Genomic DNA, 13,049 nt, shown 5'->3' with positions numbered 1-13,049 from the left:
AAAGCGAGCCTCGGCTCGCTTTTTTATTGTTTGTTCGGTTCGCTTTCCCGGTTCCAGGCGAGGAGCGCGAGTTCTTCGTTGGTCTCCGGGAATATGAAAACGTCTTCCTTGCTCAAACCGAGTTTTTCCAGCAGCTGGATGGAGGCATGGTTCTCGGGCGTGGCGATGGCGAGAATGCGCGTTAGACCGAGTGATTCTTTTCCCCATTGCATGGCCGCGGTGGCCGCCTCCAAGGCATAACCTTGCCCGCGATACTGGGGCAGATAGGCGAAGCCGACTTCGACATTATCCAGTTCGGCGCGGCGCATCAGTCCAGATTGCCCAATGGGGGTTCCATCTTTTAGTTCTACACAACACATTCCGAGCCCGTGGGATGCATACATGGCTATGGGACCGCGCAGGAGATACTGACGCGCATCCTCGAGCGTGCGTACACCGCGGTCACCAATATAGCGGTGAAAGTCCGGGTCGTTCAGCAGCTCCAGAGTGAACTGCGCATCTGCATCGCTGTCGGTAAGCTGGCGCAGGCGCAAACGTTCGGTAGTAATTGTGGGTACTGGGGAGCTAGACATTGTATGAGGGCACTTCAGGTTATCGCTGAGTAGAGGAGAATACCCAGCTTTATCCACAAATAAAAACGCCCACCGAAGTGGGCGTTTTTATGCGGCTAAGCAGTTTTATCAGAAGCGGTAGGTTACGTTGATGGAGCCGTGCTCCGAGTTCGGGCGCGCGGTAAGGTTTGCACTCACCCCGATGGCTTCGGCCGCTTGCCAACGCAAGCCAACTAGTGCGCCGGCACCGTCTTCGAAGAGTCCGGTGTCTTTGCTGGCGTAGCTCGGCATTGCGTTCATGTTACCAGTCATGGACTTAACACCCACTTCCAGCATGTCGTTTTCGGTACCGGTGGTGTCTTCGTACCACAGCTGCGCGTGTGCACTCACATCACCCCAGGCTTTATCGGCGAAAGCACCGAAGCGCATGGTGGTGTAGCGGCGCTCCTGGCTGCCGAAGTTCATACCGAACGGGTCAGCCTGCTGGTTGTCTGCACTGGCATAGGTGAATCCATCAATCGCACCCTCGGTGTAGCCATCCACATCGGCGGTCACCTTGGTTACGCCGGCGAATGGACCAAAGCGGGCTTCACCGCGGGAAACGTTGAGGCCGGCGGTGAGGTCCAGGGTGGTGTTTTCACCGCTGGTTTCACCGTACAGGGTATCTGAGAACTGATCACCCAGCTGGAAGTGACGGCCGATACGGTCGTAATCCACATCGGTGATGGTCGCGCTGGCGTCAACGAAGAAGCCATTGGCGTGGTAACGGGTGAACAGGCTGTAGTTGGTCGAGGTGGACTCGATGTCGCTCTGGTTGTTTTCCAAGGACAGATCAGAGCGGCTCACCGCGAAGCCCAGCTGGAGGTTATCGCGCAATGCGTAACCGGCACCGATCAGTCCGCCGTTGCCGTCACCACTGGCAGAGGGCGCCAGGTTGTTGTCGTAATCGCTACTACCGAATACGCCGCTCACAAATACGCCGCTTTCCGCAGAGCGGTAACGGCTGCTGGCGAAGCTTTCTTCCAGTGCGGCGGTGTGGCTGCGCGAAGCCTGTACACCCATGTCTGGAAGCTGGCCTGCTACTTGCGCCGCGTTGACCACGGCGGTGTAGTAATCCGCGAGCAGTTCCTGGGCGGCCTGAGTGGGGTGTACGGAATCGTTAAACAGAAGCTTGCTGGCATCCGGCGCACTACCGTTCTCGCCGTATACCGGGTGTGGAATACAATCATTGCCGTTGTAGCACAGGGTGCTTTGGTCAAACTCATCGGAGAAGCCCAGCGTTGCCGCATTTTCCATGGCAATGGTAACAACACCTTCCATATCCACCATCAGTACGCCGTCAATATCGCGGGCCTCCGCCAGCAGGGTACTGTTAAACAGGGTAACGGCATCGCTGGCTTGTGAAAGGGTACCGTCGATGGCGGCAGCTAGCTGGGCGTCAGCCTCTTGCTGGGTTAGCAAACCGCCGGCAACTGCGTTGGCGAGCTGTGCGGCTTCCGGGCTCGCTGCCACAGCCTGGGCAACGGCGGCGTACATACCCGGGGTTTTGCTGATGTCGGGGACATTGGAAACGAGAATATAGTTCGCGCCGGCATCTGATAGTGCGCCGGCACTGTCGGCCAGCATGTTGGCGGCGAGGCCGGTTTGCGCACCGAACTGTTCCGCAGTGATGGCGCCACTCAGAGAAGCAGTAAACCCGCTCAGGAGGTCGTTGCCACCACCATTAACCCAGTACAGCGCTTTACCGTCGGCGCGGCCACGGGTGGTTTCGAGGTAACCGAGACCCAGTGGGTGTGGATTACCGGTGATGCCGGAATCGGCAATGATTGCGCCGAGCGCACTCGGGTCGCCGGCGAGATACGCGCCGAGAAGGTTCAGGTCAGGGTAGAGGCCGGTGTCAGTCTCACGGGTCGGGTCCGGCAGCAGGGCACTGACATAGCTGTGCGTGTTCACATCAAGGGTCAGCCCCTGTTCGGCGAGGTATTCCATATAGCCGCGGGTACCCAGTACGTTCAAAAGCACGTCGGCGGCGCGGTGGCCGCCAACGGCCCAGCCGCCGCCTACGTTTGATAGTGACGCGCGCACTTGATCTTCGGGGCTAACGGTTGAAGTAACGTCGGGAAGACACAAGAACAGGCCGGCACAAGACGGGGCGACCGGTCCCAGGCCGAGCTGTTGCGAGAGAATGTCGATGGCAGCCTGCTTGTCGTCACCGCTGGTGAATACGCCGGCGTTACCCACATCGGTAAGGCTGTCGCCAAATGCGACCACTTGAGAAAATGGGGACTCATCGGCAAGGGCGGTGGTGCTCAGACCGCTGGTGATGGAAGCAAAAGCTATCGCGGCCGCCAGGTTGCGCTTGGCGTTGGGCATGGTTATCTCCTAGCATCGCTACGCGCAGCGCAATCGCTGAGTTTTGTCAGCGTAAGACCTGTGCGTGCATCATTATTTTTATCTGTTAGTCGTCCCAGAAAAACCAGAACTCGTCCGATACTAACCGAGGAAAAAAACAGAGTGAACGAAAAGTCGAAACTAAATCTGTCTGATCGGTCACTGGTTGTGGCGCGTGTATCCCGGTAACATTTTTGGCAAGTTGCGGGGCCTGTCGGGCTAGCGCAGCGTGTGCAGGAACTGCATATGGCGCTCGTATTGGGAAACCATGTCGGTAAGTAGCTGTTCCGAGGTCCAGCCCATCACGTCGTAGTCCTGGCCGCCCTCCTGAAGATGGACTTCCGCGCGGAAGTAAACATCGTCCGAGTCTTTATCAAGGTCATCATCCAGCTCGCGCTCGGGATGGGCGGCATCGGGTTTTAGAGTGGCCTTGGGGTGCAATCCGTAAATGAAGCTGACCTCGCTTCCTTGCGTTACTTCCAGCTGAACTACATGATTTTTGGGTTCTGTCACTGATGTCTGGTAACCATTCTTTTGCATTTCTGCGGAAAACTCTTCTAGAGCTGGCTTGCCTGTGTTGTCTATGAAGGCCTGAACCTCGGTTAGGTTGGAAAGCTGTAATGCATTTTCCAAGCGCTCCTGCCAGGCCACAGGGTTGCGTGCACTGATGGGTGCCACCGGAGCCTGCTGGCTTATGCGTTTGGCGCTGTCGGTACGCAGAGCAGTGATCAGCCCGTACATGGCGATCAGTAATATGGCGGAAAAGGGCAGCGCGCTCACAATGACCGCGGTTTGCAGTGAGCCCAGTCCCCCCGCCAGCAATAGCGCAATGGCCACGGCGCCGATCAGGAAGCACCAGAAGATTCGCTGCCACAGTGGGGTTTCATCCCGTCCGTGGGAAGACAGCATGTTAACCACCATTGCCCCGGAATCCGCAGAGGTCACGAAGAACACAATCACCATAATCACCGCGACAAACGAAAATACCGAGGAAAATGGGAACTGCTCGAGAAACTGGAACAGAGCGACGGATTGATCCTGGGCAACGATTTCTCCCAGTTGGGTAAGCCCCTGGTCAAGGATCATATGAATGGCTGAGTTACCGAAGAAGGTCATCCACATCATGGTGACCAGTGCCGGCACCAGCATCGCGCCGATAACAAACTCGCGAATGGTGCGCCCGCGGGAGATGCGCGCAATGAACAGGCCAACAAATGGTGACCAGGACATCCACCAGCCCCAGTAAAGAATTGTCCAGCCCCCTAACCAGTCAGTAGGCGCATAGGCGTAGAGATTAAAGGTTTTGCTGACAATTTGTGAAAGATAACTACCAAAATTCTGCACAAATGCCTGTAACAAATACACGGTGCTGCCCAACAGTAACACCATCAGCAGAAGCAGGGCGGCCAGTACCATGTTGAACTGAGAGAGTCGCTTGATTCCGGTATCCAGGCCGGCAACTACCGATACGGTAGCGAGCAGAGTGGTCAGTACAATCAGGGCGACCTGCACCCCGTCGCCGATGGGCAACCCGAACAGATGATTAAGACCGGAGTTGATTTGCAGTACCCCGTAACCCAGCGTAGTCGCCACACCACAGACAGTGCCGACGATGGCAAAGACATCGACCGCATGGCCCATAGGACCGTAGATACGCTCGCCGATCATTGGGTATAGTGCGGAGCGTAGGGTGAGCGGGAGTTTGTGCCGGTAACTGAAATAGCCAAGTATCAGTGCGACAATCGCGTAGATGGCCCAGGCATGAAAACCCCAATGAAAGAAGGTGAGTACCATCGCCTGACGCGCAGCGGTAACGGTACCGGTATCGCCCACTGGCGGGTCTAAATAGTGCATCACTGGTTCGGCGACGCCGAAGAATAAAAGACCAATACCCATGCCTGCGGAGAACAGCATGGCGAACCAGGAAAGAAAATCGTAATCCGGTTCTGCGTGCTCGGGCCCAAGCTTGATCGCGCCAAACCTGGACATGGCAATGGCGATGGTACCGATCAGCACGATGGCCACGGCGAGTACGTAATACCAGCTCATGTGTTCCACGACCCAGGTCTGCAGGTATTTAAACGTGGCGGTGGCGTTATCCGGGGCAAGTACCGCGTAGGCGACGATTAACAGAAGTACGGCCGTCGCCGAATAGAAAACCGGTGGGTTGAAGTGCGCCAAGTGTTTACTGCGGTTTTGGCTCATGCCTGACTCGTGTCGCTCTTCGTTTAGTTTTTCGAGGATTTAAGGTGTGAGTTTGGTATGATTTTTTATGTGATTCGAATAAGCATAGACGAATTTTCCTAGTATGAATGTGCGGAATATAGAAGCATTTTCTTATGTTGTTTATTTCTCGTAATTTAGCGCTGCCACTCGATGAAGTGGAAATGCATGCAATGCGCTCTGGTGGTGCCGGTGGTCAGAACGTAAATAAAGTCTCGACCGCCATTCATCTCCGTTTCGATATCGGTGCGTCTAGTCTGCCGGGTCCGGTAAAGCAACGTTTGTTAGCCCTGCGCGATCAGCGTATTACAGATGAAGGCGTGATCGTGATCAAAGGGCAGCGGTTTCGCACCCAGGATAAGAATCGCGCAGATGTGTTGGATAGACTGCGGGAAATAATTACCAGTGTTTTGGTGGTGCCCAAGAAGCGCATTCCAACCAAACCCACCAAAGGCTCCAAGGAGCGTCGCCTCAACAGCAAAGCGCGGCGTGGAAAAATTAAATCCATGCGCGGTAAGGTTTCGGATCACTGAAAGTACTGTTGGAAACCTTCGTTCGACAGCCTCACTCGAACACAGCAATAAAAAGTACAACCAGAAAATACCATGAGCACACGCTATAATGCGCAAGCACTAAAAAAATTTGCCAGTACCTTATTTGCCTCTACCGGTATTGCATCCGAGCGGGCCGATACCATGGCGGAAGTGTTTCTGGAAGCAGATCTTATGGGCTTCACCACCCATGGTTTGAATCGGGTAGCTTCCAACCTGCAATGGCTGAAAAGCGGCGCGTCGCGGCTTGCGGGTGAGCCGCATGTCTTGCTGGACCGGGGCAACTGCCTGAATTGGGATGCCGAGCTTCTTCCCGGCCCCTGGGTTGTTTCGCGAGCGGTTGATGAGGCGCTCGCACGGGTAGTGCAGTTTGGTGTGGTCAGTATTGTAATACGTCGCAGCCAGCATATCGCTTGCCTGGCTGCGTACCTTCCTAAAATCCTTGAACACAATTGTGTCGGGATTCTCACCTGTTCCACACCGGCGGAGCGTACTGTTGCGCCCCAAGGCAGTAAAACGCCGCTGTTTTCCGCCAATCCAATCGCCTTCGGCGCGCCCGCTGGCGACTATCCACTGTTGTTTGATATCAGTATGTCCGCTACCGCCGGCGGGTATGTCGCGCGCGCCGAACGAGAAGGAAGAAAATTGCCACACGCATACCTGAAGGATTCTGCGGGTAATCCCAGTGACGACCCGGCGGCGTTTGCCAATGGTGGCAGTATTCTGCCAGTGGGTGGCATGGATCACGGTTACAAGGGTGCGGCGCTGTCAGCGATGTTGGAAGTGCTGAGTATGGGGCTCGGTGGGTACGGGCGAGCGGATGACGTCGCACAGGACGATGAGGCGAATTCCGTCTTTTTACAGGTGATTGATCCGCAAGCGTTTGGTGATGCACAACGCTTCTTGCGACAGACTTCAGCCCTTACGGCATTGTGGTCATCCTGTGAATCGGATGATGGTGGTACCTTACGTGTACCTGGAAAACGTGCTTGGAAATTACGTCAGGCGCAGTTGCAGCATGGTGTTTGTCTGTATCCATTGGTTGTTGAAGATCTTAAGGCTCTAGCACAGGTGCACGACCAAGTATTCCCCGATCCAGTTGGCTGATTGTACCGGGACCGTATATTGAATCTCGGTGTTCCAGAGAGGATGGTGTACTGTTTATTTTCTTAATGAAAACTGCGCACCCGCTGGATCTCTTTCCAGGCTAGGCAGTCGAGCTTTTTGCCGATCAGATGGATAACCGAGAGCTGCTGGGTCTCGGCGTCCCGGCTGATCTGCAGGTTGCCTTCAATCAATAGCATCTTGCCGCGCAGGATCTCCTTGCGGTAACGCTCCTGTACCTGCTTCCACAGCACCACATTGATTACCCCGGTCTCGTCCTCCAGTGTGAGGAACAGTACCCCGGCAGCACTGCCTGGGCGCTGGCGGCAGGTGACCAGACCGAGCACCTTGATTCTTTCACCATCCCTGAGTGCATCCAGGTCACAAGCGCGGACCAGGTTGTCAAAACGGCGTTGCTTGCGCAGTAAGGAGATCGGGTGCTCGCGCAGTGTCAAGCCGGTGGTTTGATAATCGCTATAGATATTGTCCGATTGGCTGGTTTCCGGCTGGTGCTGTGGCGGTGCCGTGTGCTCCAGCTGGCTGTTTAATGCCTGCCAGGTACTGTGGAAACGATTTTCCGAAATACTGTAAAAGCAGTTGGCGTGCGCCAGAATGGCACTTTGTGCACGGGGAATATCTACCCGCTGGGTAAAGTCTTGCTGCGATTGAAAGTCGCCTTCCAGTCTCTCGGTCTCAATGGCTTCGGCGGTTTCCTCTGCCAGCCCTTTTACCAAGCGCAGGCCGAGGCGAATGGCTGGTAAAGAATGTTTTTCTAACGCCAGGCTGTGGTGCCACCCACTGTGGTTCACATCCAGTGGCAGTATTTTTACATTGTGCCGTTGAGCGTCGTACACCAGTTGGGCCGGGGCGTAGAAGCCCATCGGCTGGCTGTTCAGCAGGCTGCTGTAAAAGGCCGCGGGGTGGTGACATTTAATCCACGCGGAGAAATAGGCGAGCAGGGCAAAGCTGGCGGAGTGGGATTCCGGAAAACCGTAGGAACCAAAGCCTTTCATCTGCTCAAATAATTGCTCTGCCAGACTGTGCTGGTAACCATTCGCCAGCATGCCGTCGATCAGCTTTTCGCGGAATTGCATCAGGTTGCCATTTTTTCCCCAGCTGGCCATGGCCCGGCGCAGGGAGTCTGCCTGGCCGCCACTGAAGCCTGCGGCAACCATGGACAGTTTGATCACCTGTTCCTGAAAAATGGGTACACCCAGCGTGCGTTCCAGCACCGGGCGCAAGTTCGCGTGTGGATAAGTGACAGGCTCCAGCTTCTGTTTGCGGCGCAAATAGGGGTGCACCATGCCGCCCTGAATCGGCCCCGGGCGCACGATGGCGATCTCGATAACCAGTTCGTAAAAACGGCGCGGTTGCAGGCGCGGTAACATACTCATCTGCGCGCGGGACTCAATCTGAAAGACGCCCACCGTGTCTGCGCGGCACATCATGTCGTATACCGCCGTGTCGTCTGCGGGAATATCCTGCAGGCGCATTCGGCGCCCATACAGCGCCATATAGTTGAGTGCCTTGCGCAGGGCGGTGAGCATACCGAGGGCGAGGATATCGACCTTCATCAGCTTCAGGTCTTCGATGTCTTCCTTGTCCCACTGTACGATGGTGCGGTCTTCCATGGCCGCGTTTTCAATGGGTACCAGCTGGCTGAGTGGCAGTTCGGTAATGACAAACCCACCCACGTGTTGTGACAGGTGGCGCGGGAAGCCATAGATCTGTTCCAGCAGCTTGGGCAGCATGCGCCCGGCGACACTGTTGGGTGCAATGCCTACTTTCTTTAACTGATCGGGAAAATCCTCCAGCTTGTCCCACCAGCTGCGTTCGGCCTGCAGTTGTTCAATGGTTGCCGCGCCGAGTCCCAGTGCCTTGCCGAGGTCGCGCAGGGCGCTTTTAAAGCGGTAAGTGATCTTGGCAGCTGCCAGCCCTGCGCGTTCTCTTCCATATTTCTGGTAGATGTATTGGATAATCTCTTCGCGCCGCTCGTGCTCGAAATCCACATCGATATCCGGTGGTTCGTTACGCTCGCGCGAGATAAAGCGCTCGAACAGTAAACCGATTTTGTGCGGGTCAATTTCCGTGATAAACAGGCAGTAGCACACCACCGAGTTGGCCGCAGAGCCACGCCCTTGATAAAGAATATGCTGCTTGCGCGCGTACTGGACGATGTCGTAAATGGTGAGAAAGTAGTGCTCGTATTTCAGCTCGGCAATCAGTGCGAGTTCGATGTCAATTTGCTGGCGTATATGCTCTGCGGGGCCTTGCGGCCAGCGGATCGGTATGCCGGTTTCCACCAGCTCCCGCAGGTATTCACCGGCAGTTTTATCCTTCGCGATCACCTCCGCGGGATACTGGTATTGCAGTTCACTCAGGCTAAAGCTGCATTGCTCGGCAATGCGCAGGGTGTTGACGATCGCACTCTGTGGATAAAGTGCCGCGATTTCTGGCAGGCTGCGCAGGTAGCGCTCGGCATTCTGTTGCAACCGATAGCCCAGCTGATCCAGGGTGCAGTTGTGATAGTTTGCGTTCAGTACATCCTGCAGTGGTTTGCGGCTGCGACTGTGCATCAACACCGCATTGGTGGCCACCAGCGGGAGCTGTTCGGATTTGGCAAAGGCGATCAGTGCCTGCAAACGCTGGTTTTCACCGGGCAGTAAATGGTGGTGCAGTGCAATATACAGGCGTTTGCCAAAATGCTGTTTCAGCTCTCCGGGAATATTGAGTGGTGCCTGTTGTTGCGTAGTTTGGGGCGGCAGCCACAGGCACAGTGCGTGTTGGCATTGCTGGATGATGTCTCCGAGAAAAGTCTGGTACTGGCCTTTCTCCGCACGCAGGCGCGAGCTGGAAATCAGCTGGCAAATTTCACTGTAGGCCAATCTGTTCGGGGCCAGTAATACCAGTTGCTGGTGCTCTTCCTGCAGGCGAAACAGGCTGCCGCAAATTAACTGGAACGGACGCTCGTGCTGTTCAGCAAGATTTTGCAGTTCGGAGTAGGCGCGCACCACGCCCGCCATGGAGCACTCATCGGTAATCGCCAGCGCGCGATAGCCGAGCTCGTACGCGGTCGCCACCAGTTCCTGTGGATGGGAGGCGCCCTGTAGAAAGGAGAAATTACTCTGACAGAAAAGTTCGGCGTACTGCATACCGATACGTGTCCGCTATGGTGTTACCGGCTTGCTCAGGAATAAACCCCGTGCAGAAACCAGCTTTCTGATGTCAGGTCCTGGAAGACCCAGTAGAGGCTGCCATGGCTGCCACGGGCGATGTAATAGTCGCGAGCGTGGCGGCGCTGTTGCCACCAGTAGCCGTCGATTCGTTCCGGGCCCTGCAGTAACTGCAGTTCACCGTCGTAAAACAGTTTGTGATCCCGCTGCTGGAGTCGGTCCGGCCTTGGCAGTAACCAGTTGGGGCGGGGCGCCCTGACCGGGGTGAGGTGATGACCCTTGGCTTTACTCTGCAAGGTGAGGCTATCGGCGTTTTGCCAGGCCTGCTCCGGCAGATAGCTTTCTTTGAGGGTGACACCGGAAAGTGCCTGATGCCCAAGGCGCGCCTTGAGCTTGTCGATCAGCTGGTAACTTTCGTTGAGCTTGCTGCCCTCGTCGAAGAAATCTTCGCGCAGGCTCTGGTTTTCAATCGGTTGCAGCTGCTGGCATTTGAGCGTCAATGCCTGCACCGGTTCTTTCAATTCCACCCGTTCAAACTGCAGCTTGGTCAGTGCGATCAGACGTTGCGGGTCGAGCAGTGGGCGGGATACTTCCACATTAATCGGCTGCTGGCCGCGGCTGCCGTAGTCCAGCACCCAGCACAGTTGCTGGCTGTACAGTTGGCGGCGCTGCAGTTGCCGGCAGAGCTCACGTATTAGGCGGCCGGCGGGGAAGAGCAGTTGTTCGCTGTTATCCAGCGGGCTGGGGGAAAACAGCTCGTTGTGAAACTCCGCCGGTGGTTCAAAGCTGGGCACCGGGTCCGGGCGGGTACCGTTCAGTTGCGCCAGGTAGCTGATGAAGTTGCGGCCGAAGCGGCTACCCACTTCCGACAGTGGAATTGCCAGCAACTGGCTGACCCGCTTTATGCCCGAGGCATACAGCTTGGCAATCGTCTTGTGATTGCAGTCGAGCAATTTACTGGGGGCAAAGCTGATCCACTGGCGCCACTGCTGTGAGGTCGGGGCGTGTTTGGTTTCCGCCAGCCACTGGCGGTGTTCGGGCAACTGGCTCAACAAGTGCGCCGCACTGGGGCTGTGTCCCAGACCCATAAAGTGGCTTATGCGCATCTTGCGCAGCTCTTTACCCAGTTGTTGCAGTAGTGGGCGCAGACCGTGATGTGCCTTGAGACAGCCACTGATTTCCAGGTACAGGCAGGCAAACTGGTTGTCTGGCTGGTTGTGCTCGCGCTCGGCGCTGCGCGGAGAGACCACCGGGGTAAAGCTATAGGCCCACTGCGCCAATTGCTGTAGTAGCTGTTCTTCCCGCTCCGCATCCCGCTCCAGTAGTTGTAGGTCTGCACAGTAAGCACAGGCGGTGGCAATGCTGAGCCCGGGTTCCACATTCTGGCTATTGGCAGCCCGGTTGGCGTCAATAATCAAACTGCTCTGAGCCACCGCCAGAGGAGCACTGTCCCCGGCGCGGTGTGCCCGAGTCAGTGCTTCCAGGGGAAGCTTGGGGAGCTGGATACAGAGCCAGAGCATGGATGGTTCCTCTTTGTCTTAAGCCGGGGCGATCAGTGCAGTGGCTGATCGCGGCGCACCAGATCCGGGTTGCGTGCCAGGTGTACGCGCTGGCCGGACTTGCCGCTCAGCTGCTTGAACAGGTGCAGCGCCAGCTGTTCGCCGTCGCTCTTCAGTTGCAGGCGCAGGGCCGCCGGCGATGGTGTTTTTACACAAGAGCCGGGGCGGAAGTGAAAGTGCAGGCAATCGCCATCGCGGGCGGCGACCTGTAGGCGACGCAGGTCTTTGTCTGCCGGGGTTTCCTTGCCCTGCCACTGGATCAGCGCACCGCAGGCACCGGATTGCAGGGACTGTTCCGCTGCCCACAGCTGGTCCCGTTGGCCGCGGGGGTGCAGAACCAGCAGCTTCTCCAGCTGCACACCCGCCTGCACCAGTGCTGGGGCGTAGGGAATCAGCGGTGGATTCACCAGAATCACCATCTGCCCCTGGCGGGTGAGCTCGGCCAGAGTTGGCAGGATCAACGACATCTCGCCGATACCCGCCTTGTCGATCAGTAGTTCGGTAGAGGCGGCGCGTGGCCACCCGTGCCCTGTGAGCAGCGCATCCAGACCGCGGTAGCCAGTACTGATACCGGTACGGCTGCGGCCCTGGCCGCTGGCCAGTTGCCAGATGTCCGGGCGTGTCAGCAACTGCTGCAATGGCTGTGCTTGCTCTTGCCCTGGAGGTAGGGGCTCGTTGTTGGCCTGTTTAGCTAACTGCTTGTTTTGCAAAAAGTTTTCGGCGCTGTTCACGATTGGCTCGCTCCACACGGGTGGTCTGTCGGTGTTGAACTGTATGTGTATACAGTTGTTACTGGTAATTTATACAGTACCCATCCAGTATCGGCAAGCCTGTACCAAGTGAGTTGACACTTTTTTGCACAGGGTAAAACCGCTATGATTCGGCCTCTTTAATGACCGCCAGATATGAACAAGTGAGGGGACAGGGTGAGCATCAAATCCGATAAGTGGATTCGTCGTATGGCTGAGAATGAGGGCATGATCGAGCCCTTCGAACCGGGCCAGGTACGCCACGGGGCCTCCGGCGACCGCCTGATCTCCTACGGCACCTCGAGCTACGGCTACGATGTACGCTGTGCCAGTGAGTTCAAGATCTTTACCAACGTGCACTCCGCCACCGTGGACCCCAAGGCCTTTGATGAAGACAGCTTCGTCGACGTCGAGGGTGACTACTGTGTAATCCCGCCCAACTCCTTTGCGCTGGCGCGTACCGTCGAGTACTTCCGCATCCCGCGCTCGGTACTAACCGTGTGCCTGGGTAAGTCCACCTATGCGCGCTGCGGCATCATCGTGAACGTGACCCCGCTGGAACCAGAGTGGGAAGGGCACGTGACTCTGGAATTCTCCAACACCACCAACCTGCCGGCGAAGATCTACGCTAATGAAGGCGTGGCGCAGATGTTGTTCTTCGAGTCTGATGAAATCTGCGATGTTTCCTACAAGGATCGCGGTGGTAAATACCAGGGCCAGCGCGGCGTAACCCTGCCGAAGACCTGAT

The 13,049-nt window shown here is 56.6% G+C and carries 9 protein-coding genes; 3 read left to right on the top strand and 6 right to left on the bottom strand.

Annotated features, from left to right (window positions below; genetic code table 11):
* Positions 1 to 23: 23 nt before the first annotated feature.
* From LCM31_RS00770 to LCM31_RS00760, 3 genes are all read right to left on the bottom strand, one after another.
* Positions 24 to 572 carry a GNAT family N-acetyltransferase gene (locus tag LCM31_RS00770; RefSeq protein ID WP_224866728.1) on the bottom strand — a complete coding sequence of 183 codons (549 nt, stop codon included), beginning with the start codon at positions 570 to 572 and terminating at the stop codon, positions 24 to 26.
* Between the two features lie 108 nt (positions 573 to 680).
* Positions 681 to 2,924, bottom strand: a complete 2,244-nt coding sequence (locus tag LCM31_RS00765; protein WP_224866726.1) for an autotransporter outer membrane beta-barrel domain-containing protein — start codon at positions 2,922 to 2,924, stop codon at positions 681 to 683.
* A gap of 237 nt (positions 2,925 to 3,161) precedes the next feature.
* Entirely contained in the window at positions 3,162 to 5,147 is a 1,986-nt protein-coding gene (locus LCM31_RS00760; RefSeq protein WP_224866724.1) for a BCCT family transporter, read from the bottom strand.
* Positions 5,148 to 5,281: 134 nt separating this feature from the next.
* Between LCM31_RS00760 and arfB the strand changes: the two genes are divergently transcribed.
* A complete protein-coding gene (gene arfB, locus LCM31_RS00755) occupies positions 5,282 to 5,698 on the top strand; it encodes an alternative ribosome rescue aminoacyl-tRNA hydrolase ArfB (protein WP_224866722.1) in 417 nt (138 codons plus the stop codon).
* Positions 5,699 to 5,770: 72 nt separating this feature from the next.
* A complete protein-coding gene (locus tag LCM31_RS00750; protein WP_224866720.1) occupies positions 5,771 to 6,823 on the top strand; it encodes an Ldh family oxidoreductase in 1,053 nt (350 codons plus the stop codon).
* Between the two features lie 62 nt (positions 6,824 to 6,885).
* Here LCM31_RS00750 and LCM31_RS00745 read toward each other — a convergent pair whose 3' ends face one another.
* The 3 genes from LCM31_RS00745 to imuA are packed head-to-tail and all read right to left on the bottom strand — an operon-like array spanning position 6,886 to position 12,283.
* Positions 6,886 to 9,972 (bottom strand): error-prone DNA polymerase, encoded by a 3,087-nt coding sequence (locus LCM31_RS00745; RefSeq protein ID WP_224866718.1) that lies wholly within the window; start codon positions 9,970 to 9,972, stop codon positions 6,886 to 6,888.
* A gap of 35 nt (positions 9,973 to 10,007) precedes the next feature.
* The gene (locus LCM31_RS00740) at positions 10,008 to 11,513 is read right to left on the bottom strand and encodes a Y-family DNA polymerase (RefSeq protein ID WP_224866716.1); all 1,506 of its coding nucleotides are present in this window, start codon (positions 11,511 to 11,513) and stop codon (positions 10,008 to 10,010) included.
* Positions 11,514 to 11,545: 32 nt separating this feature from the next.
* Positions 11,546 to 12,283: a translesion DNA synthesis-associated protein ImuA gene (imuA, locus tag LCM31_RS00735; protein ID WP_222230370.1), complete on the bottom strand. Its 738-nt coding sequence runs from the start codon at positions 12,281 to 12,283 to the stop codon at positions 11,546 to 11,548.
* Positions 12,284 to 12,478: 195 nt separating this feature from the next.
* Between imuA and dcd the strand changes: the two genes are divergently transcribed.
* On the top strand, positions 12,479 to 13,048 hold the full coding sequence (gene dcd, locus LCM31_RS00730) for a dCTP deaminase (RefSeq protein ID WP_010132174.1): 570 nt from the start codon (positions 12,479 to 12,481) through the stop codon (positions 13,046 to 13,048).
* Position 13,049: the final 1 nt, after the last annotated feature.

The sequence above is a fragment of the Microbulbifer agarilyticus genome (genome assembly GCF_020171345.1).
In the GTDB taxonomy this organism is placed as follows: domain Bacteria; phylum Pseudomonadota; class Gammaproteobacteria; order Pseudomonadales; family Cellvibrionaceae; genus Microbulbifer; species Microbulbifer agarilyticus_D.
The sequence above is the reverse complement of the archived record's forward strand: the minus strand, read 5'-3'. Positions and strand labels throughout refer to the sequence as shown.

What these genes read in the sequence shown, in the direction of transcription:
- LCM31_RS00770 (WP_224866728.1), bottom strand. Translation starts at nt 572, where the DNA reads ATGTCTAGCTCCCCAGTACCCACAATTACTACCGAACGTTTGCGCCTG.
- LCM31_RS00750 (WP_224866720.1), top strand. Translation starts at nt 5,771, where the DNA reads ATGAGCACACGCTATAATGCGCAAGCACTAAAAAAATTTGCCAGTACC.
- LCM31_RS00745 (WP_224866718.1), bottom strand. Translation starts at nt 9,972, where the DNA reads ATGCAGTACGCCGAACTTTTCTGTCAGAGTAATTTCTCCTTTCTACAG.
- LCM31_RS00765 (WP_224866726.1), bottom strand. Translation starts at nt 2,924, where the DNA reads ATGCCCAACGCCAAGCGCAACCTGGCGGCCGCGATAGCTTTTGCTTCC.
- arfB (WP_224866722.1), top strand. Translation starts at nt 5,282, where the DNA reads ATGTTGTTTATTTCTCGTAATTTAGCGCTGCCACTCGATGAAGTGGAA.
- LCM31_RS00740 (WP_224866716.1), bottom strand. Translation starts at nt 11,513, where the DNA reads ATGCTCTGGCTCTGTATCCAGCTCCCCAAGCTTCCCCTGGAAGCACTG.
- LCM31_RS00760 (WP_224866724.1), bottom strand. Translation starts at nt 5,147, where the DNA reads ATGAGCCAAAACCGCAGTAAACACTTGGCGCACTTCAACCCACCGGTT.